17 protein-coding genes are annotated in these 15,526 nt (G+C 42.9%); 12 read left to right on the plus strand and 5 right to left on the minus strand.

The window, feature by feature from the left end:
• The first annotated feature begins 39 nt into the window (after positions 1-39).
• The 3 genes from GJU40_RS03575 to GJU40_RS03585 all read left to right on the plus strand — a co-directional run bounded on the left by GJU40_RS03575 (position 40) and on the right by GJU40_RS03585 (position 1,658).
• Entirely contained in the window at positions 40-606 is a 567-nt protein-coding gene (locus tag GJU40_RS03575; RefSeq protein ID WP_154306371.1) for a PadR family transcriptional regulator, read from the plus strand.
• Entirely contained in the window at positions 599-1,078 is a 480-nt protein-coding gene (locus GJU40_RS03580) for a DUF4188 domain-containing protein (RefSeq protein ID WP_154306372.1), read from the plus strand. The genes GJU40_RS03575 and GJU40_RS03580 overlap by 8 nt, the downstream gene beginning before the upstream one ends.
• Before the next feature lie 196 nt (positions 1,079-1,274).
• Positions 1,275-1,658, plus strand: a complete 384-nt coding sequence (locus tag GJU40_RS03585; protein ID WP_154306373.1) for a hypothetical protein — start codon at positions 1,275-1,277, stop codon at positions 1,656-1,658.
• Between the two features lie 89 nt (positions 1,659-1,747).
• Here GJU40_RS03585 and wrbA read toward each other — a convergent pair whose 3' ends face one another.
• From wrbA to GJU40_RS03605, 4 genes are all read right to left on the minus strand, one after another.
• Positions 1,748-2,362, minus strand: a complete 615-nt coding sequence (wrbA, locus tag GJU40_RS03590) for an NAD(P)H:quinone oxidoreductase type IV (RefSeq protein WP_154306374.1) — start codon at positions 2,360-2,362, stop codon at positions 1,748-1,750.
• 474 nt (positions 2,363-2,836) lie between these two features.
• The gene (locus GJU40_RS03595; protein WP_154306375.1) at positions 2,837-3,004 is read right to left on the minus strand and encodes a hypothetical protein; all 168 of its coding nucleotides are present in this window, start codon (positions 3,002-3,004) and stop codon (positions 2,837-2,839) included.
• A 15-nt stretch (positions 3,005-3,019) separates the two neighbouring features.
• A complete protein-coding gene (locus tag GJU40_RS03600; RefSeq protein WP_154306376.1) occupies positions 3,020-4,000 on the minus strand; it encodes an SDR family oxidoreductase in 981 nt (326 codons plus the stop codon).
• A gap of 124 nt (positions 4,001-4,124) precedes the next feature.
• Positions 4,125-5,327 carry an MFS transporter gene (locus GJU40_RS03605; protein ID WP_170289313.1) on the minus strand — a complete coding sequence of 401 codons (1,203 nt, stop codon included), beginning with the start codon at positions 5,325-5,327 and terminating at the stop codon, positions 4,125-4,127.
• A 102-nt stretch (positions 5,328-5,429) separates the two neighbouring features.
• On the opposite strand from GJU40_RS03605, the gene GJU40_RS03610 reads away from it, so the two are divergent.
• The 9 genes from GJU40_RS03610 to GJU40_RS03650 all read left to right on the plus strand — a co-directional run bounded on the left by GJU40_RS03610 (position 5,430) and on the right by GJU40_RS03650 (position 13,593).
• Positions 5,430-5,957 carry a CGNR zinc finger domain-containing protein gene (locus tag GJU40_RS03610; protein WP_154306378.1) on the plus strand — a complete coding sequence of 176 codons (528 nt, stop codon included), beginning with the start codon at positions 5,430-5,432 and terminating at the stop codon, positions 5,955-5,957.
• Between the two features lie 48 nt (positions 5,958-6,005).
• A complete protein-coding gene (locus GJU40_RS03615) occupies positions 6,006-6,431 on the plus strand; it encodes a VOC family protein (protein ID WP_154306379.1) in 426 nt (141 codons plus the stop codon).
• Positions 6,432-6,650: 219 nt separating this feature from the next.
• Positions 6,651-7,706: a sulfite oxidase gene (locus GJU40_RS03620; RefSeq protein WP_425481192.1), complete on the plus strand. Its 1,056-nt coding sequence runs from the start codon at positions 6,651-6,653 to the stop codon at positions 7,704-7,706.
• A gap of 340 nt (positions 7,707-8,046) precedes the next feature.
• The gene (locus tag GJU40_RS03625; protein ID WP_154306413.1) at positions 8,047-9,111 is read left to right on the plus strand and encodes an iron-siderophore ABC transporter substrate-binding protein; all 1,065 of its coding nucleotides are present in this window, start codon (positions 8,047-8,049) and stop codon (positions 9,109-9,111) included.
• Positions 9,112-10,146 (plus strand): FecCD family ABC transporter permease, encoded by a 1,035-nt coding sequence (locus GJU40_RS03630; protein WP_154306381.1) that lies wholly within the window; start codon positions 9,112-9,114, stop codon positions 10,144-10,146.
• Entirely contained in the window at positions 10,143-11,174 is a 1,032-nt protein-coding gene (locus GJU40_RS03635; protein ID WP_154306382.1) for a FecCD family ABC transporter permease, read from the plus strand. The genes GJU40_RS03630 and GJU40_RS03635 overlap by 4 nt, the downstream gene beginning before the upstream one ends.
• Positions 11,174-11,992: an ABC transporter ATP-binding protein gene (locus tag GJU40_RS03640; protein ID WP_154306383.1), complete on the plus strand. Its 819-nt coding sequence runs from the start codon at positions 11,174-11,176 to the stop codon at positions 11,990-11,992. Before GJU40_RS03635 ends, GJU40_RS03640 begins: the two co-directional genes overlap by 1 nt.
• Positions 11,993-12,152: 160 nt before the next feature.
• Positions 12,153-12,746 carry a TetR/AcrR family transcriptional regulator gene (locus GJU40_RS03645; RefSeq protein WP_154306384.1) on the plus strand — a complete coding sequence of 198 codons (594 nt, stop codon included), beginning with the start codon at positions 12,153-12,155 and terminating at the stop codon, positions 12,744-12,746.
• Positions 12,747-12,984: 238 nt separating this feature from the next.
• A complete protein-coding gene (locus GJU40_RS03650) occupies positions 12,985-13,593 on the plus strand; it encodes a CPBP family intramembrane glutamic endopeptidase (protein ID WP_154306385.1) in 609 nt (202 codons plus the stop codon).
• A 328-nt stretch (positions 13,594-13,921) separates the two neighbouring features.
• Here GJU40_RS03650 and GJU40_RS03655 read toward each other — a convergent pair whose 3' ends face one another.
• Positions 13,922-15,526 (minus strand): glycoside hydrolase family 43 protein, encoded by a 1,605-nt coding sequence (locus GJU40_RS03655; RefSeq protein WP_154306386.1) that lies wholly within the window; start codon positions 15,524-15,526, stop codon positions 13,922-13,924.

Below are 15,526 nucleotides of genomic sequence, written 5' to 3' on the forward strand. Positions count from 1 at the left end.
ATATCTAAATGATATATATCATATTGATAGGTGGAACAAATGAAAACATACAACGATACGACATATGCTATCCTCGGAATCCTGACAACTGATTGTAAAACAGGCTACGAAATTAAACAGCTGATTGACAGAAGTTTGAATCATTTTTGGAAAATCAGCTACGGACAGATTTATCCAGCCCTGAAGCTCATTGTTGACGAAGGGCTTGCAGAAGTAAACAACGTTGAAAACGAAGGCAGGCCTGACAAAAAAGAATATCATTTAACGCCTAAGGGTTTTGACGTGCTGAAGCAGTGGCTGGATTCACCGATTGAACAGCTTCCAAACGAAAAAAATGAAATACTGCTCAAACTGTTTTTCGGGCAATATCAATCTCATGAAAGGACCATCTCAATCCTTCAAAGCTATTTGGAAAAACTTGAAGCACGCTATTTAACATATCAAGGCATTGAAGAGTCCATTCTTGTCTACAAACACAAAAAGCAGCAAGATGATGCTGCATACTGGCTGTTTACGCTGGATTACGGGAAGCGGGTCACGCATGCTGCAATAGAATGGTGCAGGGAAACGATTAAAAAGTGCGAGGAGGAGCGAAACGATGTCTGACATTTTTTCCGGAAGGTATACCGTAGAAAATAATAAGGATGCAGCAGTTTTGATCATTGGGATGAGAATTAATAAATGGAGCGCACCTCATAAATGGATTCCTGTTCTTAAAGCAATGCCGGAGATGATTAAAGAGCTATACGCACACAAAGAAGAGCTTGGCTTTTTGTCCATGGAAAGCTATTTCGGCCTTCCAACTACAACTATGATACAGTACTGGAGATCAACTGAAGATTTGCTTTCATATGCAAAAAATGAAAAACACCTCGCTGCTTGGAAGCATTTTAACAGCAAAGCAGGAAAAAATTCGGCAGTGGGCATTTATCATGAAACGTTTCAATTAAAAGCTGGAAGCTACGAGTCTATCTATGTGAACATGCCCCAGTACGGGCTTAGCAAAGCTTTACAGCACATTCCCATTAGTCATGGCATGCATTCTGCACGGGAACGGTTAAAAGCTGGAGAAGTGTAATCATAAAGACGGTGTAAGTATCATACGGGAGGTAGCAACAGCTATAAAATAATGCTGCACCAGGTATTTTCAGGATTTTATTTTAATCTAAGCATAAGAATAAGAATGTATTAAAGTTAACAAGCAGCTTAGTGGAGTAAGTATCTACTCATATGGCAGGATAAGAAAAGACATTTTGTAAAGGGAGGTTTCTGGGTTGGATTATACTTACATAGCATCAATAACTGTTGCAATCATTTTTGTTTCTATCTCAATATTTCAACTGCTGCTCTCTTTCGGCTTTCCGTTAGGTGAATATGCAATGGGGGGATACTATAAGATTTTACCCAATAAATTACGAGCTTTTAGTGCCGTTAATAGTCTGGTTTTGTTATTTATGGCCTTCATCTTTCTCCAACATTCTTCTGTCTTAGATAGAATAGATTATTTGCCGACAAATGTTTTAGTATGGATTATTACAATTTTTCTTAGCCTTAATACAGCTGCAAACCTAGTATCTCGGAGCAAAAAAGAAAGACTTATTATGACGCCGGTGTCGGGTTTTACTTTCTTATTATGTTTATTTATAACACTATCATAGAGATTTCCTTTTAAAGTAACAATCCGTCCAACCAAAAAGCTCAAAGAAAAGAGAACCAGGATGCAATCTGGTTCTCCTCTGCTGTATTTTTAAGCCTGGCTTCCTTTTTTCACCCATTCTGCAACCGTAACAGTACGCTTAGCCTGATGTTTTACTGCTGCCTCAACATCTTCAATCATTTTTCCGTCCTGTCCTACTGTTACGCTGGTTCCATAAGGATTTCCTCCTGCACCAAACAGTACCGGATCGGTATAGCCGGGAGTTGCAATAATAGCACCCCAGTGCATCATGGAAGTGTAAAGAGCAAGTAATGTTGCTTCTTGACCGCCATGAGGATTTTGTGCAGAAGTCATAGCGCTGACTACTTTGTTTACTGTTTTCCCAGTTGCCCAAAGTCCGCCCTGCATATCAAGGAACTGCTTCATTTGTGAAGGGATATTTCCAAAGCGTGTTGGAACGCTGAAAATGATTGCGTCTGCCCATTCTAAATCCTCTGAAGTCGCTACAGGAACATTTTCAATTGTTTTAACTGTTGTATTCCATACTTCGTTTGCCTGAATAACTGACTCCGGAGCAAGCTCCTGTACTTTTACTAATCTAACCTCAGCACCTGCTTCTTTTGCTGCACTTTCTGCCCATTGAGCCATTTGGTAGTTTGTTCCACCCATTGTATAAAAAACTACTGCTACTTTTACGTTTGCCATCTCTTTCATCTCCTCTTTTTTTCCGAATAACTTACTGAAAAAACCCATTTACTACACCTGCTTTTTTAAAATTCCTGTTTTCGTACACTGCTTGCCCTCAGCACCTTAGAGGGAATGCATGGCCAAGCTGCTACTTTTCCGAAATCTCGAATCTGAGATAATTAACTATATTGATTTATCTAAGCTGATTTATTCTACATGTATCATCTTAACATCTTTAATATCTCTAATTCAAGATAAATTTATTTTTTTTTTAAATTTATTTCTCTGGCTGCTTTTCAGCAGGTTTGCTGAGGCTCTCAAGGGTGAGGTCTGAGAACTTCTAGTGTTTTTCAACAAATGCTAATCCGGAGCGGCTTTTTTATCATGACCTTGTTTTAATACAATAGCAGCCTGACAATACAACTTGGGGAACGCAGTGCTGAGAAATGAAAATAAGACTTCTATACAAACATGTACAGAAGTCCCTTATCTTTAAATAACAGGGTAATTCAGCTGATACTCCGGATAGCAGTAATATGGCGGCCTGGGTCCTATTCTTGGCATAGGCCACGTACGATCAATATAAAGCATTTGGACTTTTTCATTTGATTGGTTAATCAGCAGCAGCTTTGCTTCTGGGTAAAACTCATATCTCAACATAATTGCCTCCCCATTTTAGGAATGTGTTGTCTCTCCGCCGTTTACATGAAGCACCTGGCCTGTCACAAATCGGGAATCATCAGATGCCAAGTACACATATGTCGGAGCAAGCTCAAACGGCTGGGCTGCGCGCTCCATAGGGTTATACGACCCGAATACAGCAACCTGATCAGAGGAAAAACTGGCAGGAATCAACGGTGTCCAGGTGCGTCCGGGAGCAACCGCATTTACCCTGATTCCTTTTTTTACAACGCTGTTGGCAAGAGCTCTGGTAAAACCCACATTTGCCGCCTTTGTGGCCGTATAATCTATGAGCTGTTCCTCTCCCACATATGCTACAACAGATGCAGTGTTGATAATGGAACTGCCTTCCTTTAAATGTGGAAGTGCTGCTCTTGTGGTATAAAAGTGAGAATAAATATTTACTTTGAACGTTTCATCAAACTGTTCATCTGTAATATCAAGCAGGCTCAGCTGCTGAAATTGAATGCCGACATGATTGCAAAGGATATCGAGCCTTCCGAATGTGCTGATTGTCTGGTCAACAATGGCAACGCACTGGCGCTTCTCCCGGAGATCCCCCGGCATCAGCAAGCACCGCTGTCCCAGCTCTTCCACCCTTCTTTTTGTCCTGTTGGCATCTTCTTGCTCATCCAGATAGGCAATTGCAACGTCTGCTCCTTCTTTTGCAAAAGCAATTGCTGCTGCCGCGCCAATGCCGCTGTCACCGCCTGTAATCAGGGCCGTTTTTCCAGTGAGCTTTCCGCTGCCCTGATAATTCGGATTTTCAACCAGGGGAAGCGGCACCATCAATCCTTCAATCCCGGGCTGACGCAGCTGCCTCTGCTCAGGAACATTTAACGGAACCTCTTCATAACGGGTAATACTGCCGTAATTCGGATACAGGGGATAAGGATCTGCCTGCAACCCCTCCAAAAACTTCTGCTGTAACTGTCTGATCTGCTCCTTCTTGCTCTGTTGATCTCTTGAATCCATGTCGGCCTCCTATAAAAACCATTTTATTCTATAGGAAGTGTATGTTCTGTTGGAGAAATAAAGTACAACTGGGACGCAGGGACGTGGGACGCAGGGACGGGTACAGTGTCCCACCTGGCTTAATTCAAGCCTGCACTTTCTTGCCATCTCTGCTTTCAATTTCCGCGCTCACCTTCTCAGGCAGAAGAAACATGGTCCTAATAAGAAAAAAACCGAGAAGTCCAACAGCCGAGAAGACAATCCATGGAACAAATGAATATTGTTTAAAAATGTCTAATAATAGCGTTCCTGTGTAATTGCCCACTGTAGCGCCTACAGCAAAAGAGAGGTCTGAAAAGCCATAATAAGTTCCGGAGTACCGTTCTTCAGCAAAATCTGCAATTGCAATATCTGAAGATGGAAGCACAAGGGTTTCTCCGATTGTAAATCCCATGATGCATATTAATATCCATAAAGGATAAGGAAAAAAGCTGACGAACAGCAAGGATAAAGCCATGATGAAGGTCCCTGCAGACAGCAAACGAATACTGCTGACATTCATATAAACATGTTTAAAGATAATCATAAAGAGGAGACCAGTAAGTGCATTAACAATCAACACCATGCTGACAAACCCTTCTTTCTGAGAGATCGCAAACATATGAAGAGGCAATGCGACAGTTAACTGTGCAAACATGAACCAAAAGAAAATCATTGAAATGCAGAATAAGAGGAACTTTTTATCTCTCATGATAAATGGAATTCCCCTTAAGAAAGAGTTGAGTTCTGCTTGTACAGCATTTCTTTTAACAGGCAAAGTCAGCATTTGAATGAGATATAAAGCGAAAAAGACAGATGCACTAAGTAAAAAAGGAAGCAGGGGATTTTTCATCAGCAGTAGTCCGCCGAGAAGCGGTCCGATGACTGCCCCGCCATTAAGGGCAAAATTCAAATAAACAAAAGATTTTTTTCTAGTCTGAGGATCTGGTTCCTGGGAAATGAATGCTAATGCAGAAGGCTCATAACATGCTGCCCCTGCCCCTATACATATGACAGATAGTGAAACAAGACCAAAAGAATCTGAAAACGCCAGGGCAGCAAACCCGGTCCCTCTTAATAAGAGGCCAATCCCCATCATTTTTTTGTATCCATACTTATCACCCAACCCTCCAGTGAATAGAGGAAGGATTCGGGATGACAATGTCAACAGAGTTAAAATTGTGCCAGTTTGCCAGCTTGATAAATTCAAAGTGTAGGATAAATAAACTGCTAGAAAAGAAAATACAGCAAATCCGGCAAAGTTCAAAAAAAAGCCTGATGCTAACGTTACCTTTGTAGAAAGATTCATTGAAAACACCCCTTTTGTAACCATCAATATTTTTTGTTGGTTACATATCATTTTATGGTATAATCAGGAAAAGTACAATGTAAAAAAGATAGGTGGCTACTCATGAATACATCTACAGCAGAAAGCTTTATCCTCAGGTTCCTGAACACCTGGGAAATACCGAATGACACCAGAGTCCCAATTGAGAACTTAAAAAACCAAGATACTTTGACGGGTTTTTTTCAACAGGAGACCACAGATGACGTAAAACAGGTAATCCTCTTCAGGAACAGTCTCAGACAAATGGTAGAAACCAGTTCTGTAGATGAAATCAATTACTGGATAACTAACAGAGTTATTGGTTCCTCAGTGAGGAGTGATAGCGGAAGATATATGGTTGAATTTCATACAACAAGAAACAGTTTGATTGATCACATGCTCATACAGGTACTCAGGAAGGTCGAGGAAGGGAATTTTCACAGATTTAAGATATGTCCTGATTGTAAGTGGGCATTCTACGATACTTCCAAAAGCAGTACAAAAAAATGGTGCAGCATGACAAAAAACAGTGCTTCTGGAAGAGCCTGCGGAACGATCAGCAAAGTGAAAAGATTTAGGGAAAAGCAGAGGGACGGAGAAATGAAGAATTGAGTTTGTACTTCCACTTCGACAAACTAAGATTGAAAGGAGCTTATTGGTATGCTCAAAATAGGCAGTATTTTTATTCCTGTCACTAACCTTGAAAAATCTGAACAGTGGTATGAAAGGATTTTAGGTGTTAAGAAGATTGACAGCTGGGGAGAAGGAACCGGATTCTATCTTCCATTAGGTTCAACTCAACTGGCTCTCATACAAGTGGAATCTCTGCAGCCTGCGCACTTTCACATAAATAAAAATGAGATAAACTCTTACTACAATTTTATGGTGGATGATATTGAAAGCACTCAGCAGCATTTCAGAGACAACGATGTCAAAACTACCGAAATTGAAGACTTTAACGGAATGAAGTTCTTTGATTTTTATGATTTGGATGGCAACTCGTTCAGTGTTGTCTCAGAGGTGGAAGATTCTCCGTATCATTCAGATCAAGTGAGGAGAATGCAGGAGCGGAATCGAGCGTTGTAATAGACAGCTTTAGAAGCAAACATTTAAAGAATCACCCTGTAAATGTTTGCTTTTTTGGTTTGCAGTTGGTTTTCTTGGGACGCAGGGACAGGTACACTGTCCCAGTGACTCAGATCAGAAAACAACTTAATACTGGAAACTTAAATCTAAACCGCCGCCTAATCGGAATGTTTTTTACATATATATGTGATATCACCATCCCAAGAGGAGGTAACACCTATCTCTATTGTAAAACCTTACTTAACAACTCGCAGCTTAGTGCCTGAGAATCAGGAATCTCCCATTTCATTTTTAAGAACCAGCGCCGTGGATTCCTCATTGTTTTATAAGAGAAACCACTTTTCCTATCCTCATCTTTCCTATTCTAGTTACTGGATTCCTATTTCCGGTCTGGTAGAAACACCTCTGCTTCTCTCCATGCAGGATATTCTACAATTGCCTTCTAAAACCATAGAGGTTGTGCTGGAATGTGCAGGAAATAAGCGCAGCTTCCTCCGTCCCAAGGTTTTTGGAGAGCAGTGGGAAAAGGGCGCAATCAGCCAAGGCTTCTGGAAAGGCGTGCCGCTGCGAACGCTGCTTCAGCTTGCAGGAGTAAAACAGGGGGCAAAAGAAGTAGTTATCGAAGGATATGACGCGGGAAAAAGGACAGATATCGATGGTGTATTCAGCTACACAAGAAGCTTGCCCATTGAAAAGGCTCTCCACCCTGATAGTATTCTGGCTTACGAGTATAACCAAAAACCTATACCCTATAAACACGGATATCCGCTGAGACTTATTGTGCCTCAGTGGTATGCAATGGCTTCGGTAAAATGGGTCAGGCAAATCAAAGTGATTTCTACCGCTTTTACAGGACCTTTTCAGACAAAAGATTACGTTTATTATCCTCATAAGGAGAACGATGAAGATGCCTTCCCTGTAACTTTCATGCATGTGAACTCCACAATCCAAGCGCCTGCAGACAGAGAGATTCTAAAAACTGGCAAGCATACCGTGAAAGGGATTGCTTGGACTGGAATCGGTCAGGTTGAGAAGGTGGAAATCAGCCTGGACGGCGGGAAAACCTGGCTGCCAGCAGAACTAAGCCCTGCCGGGGATCATGGTTACAGCTGGCGTTTTTGGACTTTTGACTGGTATGCATCAGAAAAAGGCGAATATGCGATTCTTTCCAAGGCAACAGACTCCAATGGGCATACTCAGCCGAACCAACCCTACTGGAACAGAAAAGGATACGGATATCATGCTGTTGATCGAATTGTGGTTAAGGTGGAATAGGTTTGACGGAGGGACAATGTCCCTCTGTTTTGCTTTTTCTGCTTTTGCAAATCCCCGTACGGCCAATCTGAGATAAATAAATACTATATCGTACATTCTACTCCCCCCGCCTTTTCCTTGTTGCCGGCATGCTGTCCTCACTCAGTCATTAAATAGCCTAGGCCTACGTGTATGCAGAACTGGGACGAGGGACCCGTCCCTGCGTCCCACTGTCTCAACTTTCAAAATATATTGACAACCAACCCATTACGATTTATATTGTTGATAATGATAATTATTATCAAATAAAATATAGATAAGGCAGGGTTTACAAGTGACTATTAAACTTAAATACTCTATTATGACTACATTTTTGCTGGCTGTGATGTTGATCGCAATGGCAGGCTGTTCTGGTTCCGGTCAGCAATCTAGTTCACCGTCTGAGCCGGCTTCAAACGAAGCGGCTGAAACAGAAACGACTGAAACTGAGTCCCAATCTGCAGAAAGTACAGAAAGCGACTATCCTATTACCGTTCAGCATGCTTTTGGTGAATCTGTGATTGAAGAGAAGCCTGAACGCGTTGTGAGTATTTCTTGGGCAAATCATGATGTTGCTCTTGCTCTTGGTGTTGTACCTGTTGGGTTTTCAGCTGCCAATTATGGTGTTCAGGATGAAAGCGGAATGCTGCCTTGGACTGCAGAGAAATTAAAAGACCTTGGTGCTGACACGCCAACGATCTTTCAGGATACGGACGGTTTGGATTTTGAAGCCATTGCTGATGCCAACCCTGATGTTATCCTGGCAGCATACTCAGGTATCACTCAGGAAGATTATGATACATTGAGCGAAATTGCTCCGGTCGTTGCTTATCAAACAAGCCCTTGGGTAGCTTCTTGGCGTGAACAAGTTACATACAACGCTCTGGGTATGGGAATGAAAACAGAGGGAGAACAGCTTATTGCTGATACAGAGAAATTGATCGAAGATAAAGCAGGTGAACATCCTGAGATCCAAGGTAAAAAAGCTGCATTTGTCAGTCTGAATGCCGCTGATCTATCCAAGTTCTACATCTATTCTCCGGCAGATCCGCGCGGTGCGTTTCTTGGCGAGCTTGGAATGGAATACCCTGAAAGCATCTCAAGTCAAATTGCCGAGGACAGTTTTTATATCGAAGTAAGTACTGAAAACGCTGATATGCTTAATGATGTTGATATTTTTGTATCATACGGAGATGAAAACACACTTGCAGCCCTGCAGGCTGACCCTATCCTTGGAAAAATCCCTGCTGTTGAAAGAGGTTCTGTCGTTATTATAGGAGATAACACACCACTTGCAGCAGCCGGAAATCCAAATCCGCTTGCAATTCAGTATTCAATTGATGAGTACGTAGCTTTACTTTCAGAAGCTGTAAGCAAAGTGGAATAAATGAGTACTCCATCTCTTTCAGAGACGAAGCAGCTGCTTATACCGAAACATTTTATAACAGTGCTCACACTTTCCATTGTGTTACTCGGTCTATGTGCAGCAGCCTCGCTTGCTTTTGGTTCCCGTATAGTTGGATGGAATGAAATCATCAATGGATTATTTCATCCCGATGTGCAGTCACACGATGCTAATGTAGTTCGCCAAAGAATTGCCAGAACTGTCTTTAGTCTGATGTGCGGTGCGGCATTGGGTGTCTCTGGCGCGCTCATGCAATCAGTTACCCGAAATCCTATCGCAGATCCCAGCATTTTGGGAGTTAATACAGGGGCGGCACTTTTCGTTGTTTGCGGAATTTCCTTCTTTAATGTTAGTTCTGCCAGTCAATATATTTGGTTTGCACTCGCAGGAGCCATCATCACTGCAATCTTTGTTTTTGGAATTGGGTCAATGGGGAGTGGCGGTGCCACGCCCCTTAAACTTGTTTTAGCAGGGGCAGCTACAAGTGCTGCGCTCTCTTCTCTAGTCATCGCCATTATGATTCCCCGCTCAAATGTCATGGATCAATTTAGATTTTGGCAAGTAGGCAGTGTAGGGGCCGGAAACTGGTCCTCTGTCTCACTATTTATACCTTTTCTGATTGTCGGAATACTCATAGCACTGCTTTCAGCTCCGGCACTCAATGCAATTGCGCTGGGTGATGAGGCAGCCGCAGGGCTTGGCGTCCGCACAGGAACACTGAGGCTTACTGCTGCCTTGGGAGGGGTGCTGCTATGCGGTGCAGCAACAGCACTCGCAGGTCCTATTGGATTTATAGGTTTACTGGCAACGCATTTGATCCGTCTCTTGATTGGCCCTGATTTGCGATATATCATACCTATGTCAGCACTGTCAGGCGCAATTATTTTAACTCTATCAGATGTATGCGGACGCCTGCTGGGCAGCCCGGGAGAGCTCGAAGTCGGAATTGTAACCGCATTTATCGGAGCTCCCCTACTCATCTTAATAACAATAAAAGCGAAAATGCGGGGAATATGATGAATGAATCTATCAATCTCATTATGGCAGGCAGGACGAAAAGACTCCGCCGTTACTATCTCGTCACCTCACTTCTTGCCAGCATTGCCATTGCCCTTTGCTGCACGATGCTTATGCTCGGAAACACAATATATCCCGCTTCTGATGTGATAAGCGTTCTGCTGGGTGAGAAAATAAAAGGCGCATCCTTTGCAGTGGGGACAATCCGGTTTCCGAGGATGGTCGCAGGTGTTTTAGCCGGGTTTGCTTTTGGTGCTGCCGGCTATGTGTTTCAAACAATGCTGCGCAATCCCCTGGCCAATCCAAATGTGATCGGCATAACAGCCGGGTCAAGTGCAGCAGCTGTTTTTTGCATCATCGTCCTTCAAGCAAGCAATGCCTTTGTATCTATCGCTTCTATCATCGGCGGACTCTTAACTGTCATACTTATTTTTTTATTATCAAAAGGCACGTCTTTTTCAATAGGAAGGCTGATTCTCATTGGAATCGGCATTCAGGCTATGCTGAATGCTGTGATTTCCTACCTTCTTCTGATTGGCCGGCAGAATGATATTCCTGCTGCCATGAGGTGGCTGAGCGGCAGTCTGAATGGGGCAAAACTCGATGATTTGTATCCTCTTATGCTGACAGTACTGATCTTTGCACCCATTCTTATCCTGTTTGGAAAACAACTGGATATGTTAGAGCTTGGAGAGCAGGCAGCAACGTCACTTGGTGTTGATACAAACAGAACACGTCTTGTCCTCATTATCAGTTCAGTACTTATGATCGCGTTAGCCACTGCTGCAACAGGTCCTATTGCATTTGTGGCATTTCTTTCCGGACCTATCGCAAAAAGATTAGCCGGTGCTGGTTTTTCCGGCATCATCCCTGCAGGTCTTGTAGGCATTATCTTAGTTTTGGCATCAGACCTGCTGGGACAGTTTGCATTTACAGTTAGATATCCCGCAGGAGTCATTACAGGCATTCTCGGAGCACCATACCTGATTTACTTGCTCATCTCAATGAATCGGAAGGGAGATTTATAATGAGACCATCACATGCTTTTCAAGCTGAAGGAATTTCTGCGGGTTATGATCATAAAACCATTTTGCAGGATGTGAGTATTTCTATTCCAAGCAACAAAATCAGCATTATTATTGGAGCCAATGGCTGCGGGAAATCTACCCTGCTGAAAACGATGGCCAGACTGATCAAACCAGCATCCGGAAAAGTAACCCTGGGAGGGAAATCCATACATAAAATTCCGCCCAAACAGCTGGCGCGCGTATTGGGTCTTCTCCCTCAGTCACCTATCATTCCTGAAGGGATAACGGTTGCGGATTTAGTTGGACGGGGAAGATATCCTCATCAATCTTTTCTCAAAGGCTGGACAAAAAAGGATTACGAAGCGGTTGCTGAAGCAATGGATTTGATGAAAATTACTGAATTTGCTGACCGACATATTGATGAGCTTTCTGGCGGCCAAAGGCAGCGAGTATGGATTGCGATGGCCCTGGCACAGCAAACAGACATCCTCTTTCTGGACGAACCGACAACCTACTTGGATATCACATATCAAGTTGAAATTCTGGATCTCCTGACGGATCTTAACCGGAAAATTGGCACGACCATTGTGATGGTTCTTCATGATATCAACCTGTCTGCCCGCTATGCTGATCACATCTTTGCTTTACATGAAGGAAAGCTTATAAAAGAAGGCCCGCCATCACAGGTGATTACAAGCTCATTGATAGAAGACATTTTTGGGCTTCACTGCACTGTCATAAATGACCCTGTTTCAGGCTCTCCTTATATGGTGCCGATCGGGCGATATCATAATAAATTAAGAGTATATTCTAACTGACGTTAGATGCTTAGGCCGCGGATAATCCCATCCGCGGTCTTTTTTCGGGTAAGAAATAATGGTAAAAGTTGGTTGACAAAGGAGTTAGCTTCATGGTATATTAACACCGTTAATGTTAACGGTGTTAATATAATGTTTTTAATAAAAAGGACATGATAAAATGAACAGTAAAAGAAGAAACTTGACCAAAGAAGATATTATATCAGCCACTACTGAGCTTTTTTTATCAGAAGGATACAGCCACGTCTCTATGAGGAAGATTGCAGCAAAAATAGGCTGCTCCTCCACAAACTTGTATAACCATTTTCAAAACAAAGAAGAGATACTGGAATATTTGCTGAAGGATGGATATGCCCTCTTTTTAGAGACTTTGGAGCAGTCTGTCAAAAAGCACTCACATTCTGACCCTCTTGTACAACTAAAGACACTAATGTCTTCTTACATACAATTCGGCTTGCAGCATCCCGGCTACTACCGCCTTATGTTTATTCACAACATCGAGGGTGCCTCTCAAATAGATACCCAGGAGGAAACCGATATGCTAAAAGGTTTTTCACTTCTCCTCGCACTTGCTGAACAAGCTGCAAAAGAAAAGCGGATTACACATGAAAATCCGCATATTGTCGCTCAGTCACTATGGGCTTCCATGCATGGATTAACCTCTTTGTTTCTCACCTTTCCCAACCTGGATTGGGGCGATCGTGACGCGCTGATTTCCACGCATATTGATACTTTTATAAAAGGATTTACCTAAACATTATTTAAAATGGAGGAATGTTTATGCTGCGAAAGGCAGGGTTGATTTTTCTGATTTTCAGTGTGTTATGGCCAGTGAGTTTTTTGCCTTGGGCCCACACTTATATCGCTCCGGGGTTCCCTTATTCAGAGCTGATCTGGCTTCTTGTTGCTTTACTATCATTAGGAATCATGTATGTACTGCTAAATTGGTCTAATACCAGAGACCTTACAAATGTCACCTTAATTCAACGAAATTGCATTTTCATATTATCTCTGCGTTTTTTCTCGGCTTTGGCGGTTATTCTTTTGCGTTTCTTATGATGTGGGTAACCGGTCGCTTTACAATAAGCGGAATAAAAGACTTTTCTGATTCTCTTCCAATCATTTTTATGGTCCTCATTTATACACTCTACATAGCTGTTTCTGAAGAGCTTATCTTCAGGGGGTTCGTTTTAAGCAGTATGAGAAAGCTCTACAGTCTGCCTGCTGCCATTATTATTTCTAATTTGCTATTCATACTCTATCATTTGCCCAAGCTGAATCACTTGCTGCATTCCCCCTATGCCCTTCACCTGCTTGCGGCGGGACTTCTATACACATTCGCTTACTTGGCATTCAACTCTATCTGGGTCAGCATAGGACTGCACTGGGGCTCGAACATGGCTGTATTCTCACTGCTCGACAACACATATCCCTTTTACCAGCTCGGTTATGAAACCAGGCTGCTCAACCTGGAGCCCTATCAGCTATCCATGCCGGGGTGGCTGAACCTTTACAGCTATATGTCGCTTCTGGGGCACCTCCTGGTCTTTGTGCTGCTGCTGCGGGACAGAGGGACGGGTACCTTGTCCCACCGGCTATAGAACGGCACTGAGGAAATGCAATGTTCCTCTGCCTTCTGTGTTAACAAGCAGTTTCCGAGGATTTTATCATCTTCACGCCTAGTTATGATCTCAACAATGCCGGTGAACCCTTACCTGTTACTCTATCAATCTATCTACAGAACGTTTGCCAGTGTAGAGCAAAGCTCAAGCTTATTAGATGGCAAAGCTCACTTCAACGCAAAAACCCCCTGCATGTGGTTCCTTTCGATCGTTAAGATCACAATGGCAACCAATTGCACAGGAGGTTTTTTGTTTCAAGTTTCCATGTTACCCGCGGGCTGGGACGCGGTACCCGTCCCCGCGTCCCTTAAACAGGCTTATACACAAAGTAGTCAAAGTCAGCCGGCAGGCTTTGCCCTGAGGTGTCCTGACATTGCATTCCTACGAATGCCCCCGTAAAGAAGCCCCCGCCCCGCACGTAGTCATCTGACAGTTTATAAGATTGGAAGGTTACAGGGATTTCTACCCACTTGTCTTCACCGAAAGAGTAGGAGTATTGATAAGTATCTGTTTTCACTTCAACACGAAGGTACACATACTCTGCATCTTCTGGAATGATAATTTCATTTCCAAGGAGCGGCTGTCCAAATGTAAAGTTATCACACGTCATCAGCTCTAGTATTCTTCCTTTTTCTTCGTTCCAGGAAATTTGAAGTGACGTCCAGTTTTCAGTGTTATAGTAATTAACAAGACCTGCAGATTGCTGGAACGTATCTGGATTGAATTTCAGCTTTGTTTCTGCGGTAAATTCAAAATGCTGCCAGCGCCTTGCAACATGTGCCTGTGTAAATTTTGAGGTGAGCGACTCTTTCCCATATAAGCGCAAATGCCCAGGGTTATCTGTCAGTGACATAATATTCTCACCCAAAGGAATACGCAGCGTTTGAAAATCCAGCCCTAATACATTGTGATCAAAATCGTCCTTCTCAGGATTCTTCTCCCAAGTTACTTCAGGAATGTTCGGACCTTCAACCTCAAGTGAAGGCTGATTTCCGCCTACTACATAAGGCCAGTCTTCTTTCCATTCTAAACGCTGAATGGCTGTTTCCCTTCCTAATGGACAGTATCCGCGAGGATCCAGCAGCGCTTGTCCCTCACGAGAGAGCGGGCGTCCAGTTAAGTGAACAAGAAACCATTCGTCCGTATGAGTTTGAACAATAGAAGCATGTCCAGCCTTTTGCAGCGGATTCCGCGGATACGGGAATGATGTAATCAACGGGTTTTCCGGATGAACTTCATAAGGACCGTTGATGTTTTTGGAACGGGCAATCGTTGCCTGATGATCAAACCTCGTACCGCCTTCTGCCGTTAACAGATAGTAATAGCCATTCCATTTATAAAGATGAGGAGCCTCTGTCAGTTTGACGTCAGTTCCTTTAAAAATAATTTCCTGCTTGCCAACCAGCTTTTTCTCTTGTGCACTGTACTCTTGAAGGACAATACCATAAAAACTATGGCTGCCGACACGATGGTCCCAGCACATGTTAACTAAGTATTTTTTGCCATCTTCGTCATGAAATAAAGATGGATCAAAGCCTGAGCTGTTTAAGTAAACCGGATCAGACCATTCACCGTCAATTGTGTCACAAGTAGCAAGATAGTTATGGCCGTCTTTCCAGTTGCCGTCAGTAACTTTTATATCGGAATATATTAAGTGAAATTTATCATCGCTGTAAGACAATTGAGGAGCCCATACACCGCCGGAATCCGGGTTGCCTATCATATTGAGCTGACTTAAACGATCAATCGGCCGGGAAACAAGCTGCCAATTTTTCAAATCCTTTGAATGGTAGATTCCAACACCCGGGAACCATTCAAAAGTAGAAACCGCAATATAGTAATCTTCCCCTACACGACAAATGCTTGGATCAGGATTAAAACCAGTTAAAATTGGATTTTTTATAGTTGCCAT

Origin of the sequence: Metabacillus lacus, assembly GCF_009674805.1 — a bacterium.
In the GTDB taxonomy this organism is placed as follows: Bacteria; Bacillota; Bacilli; order Bacillales; family Bacillaceae; genus Metabacillus_C; species Metabacillus_C lacus.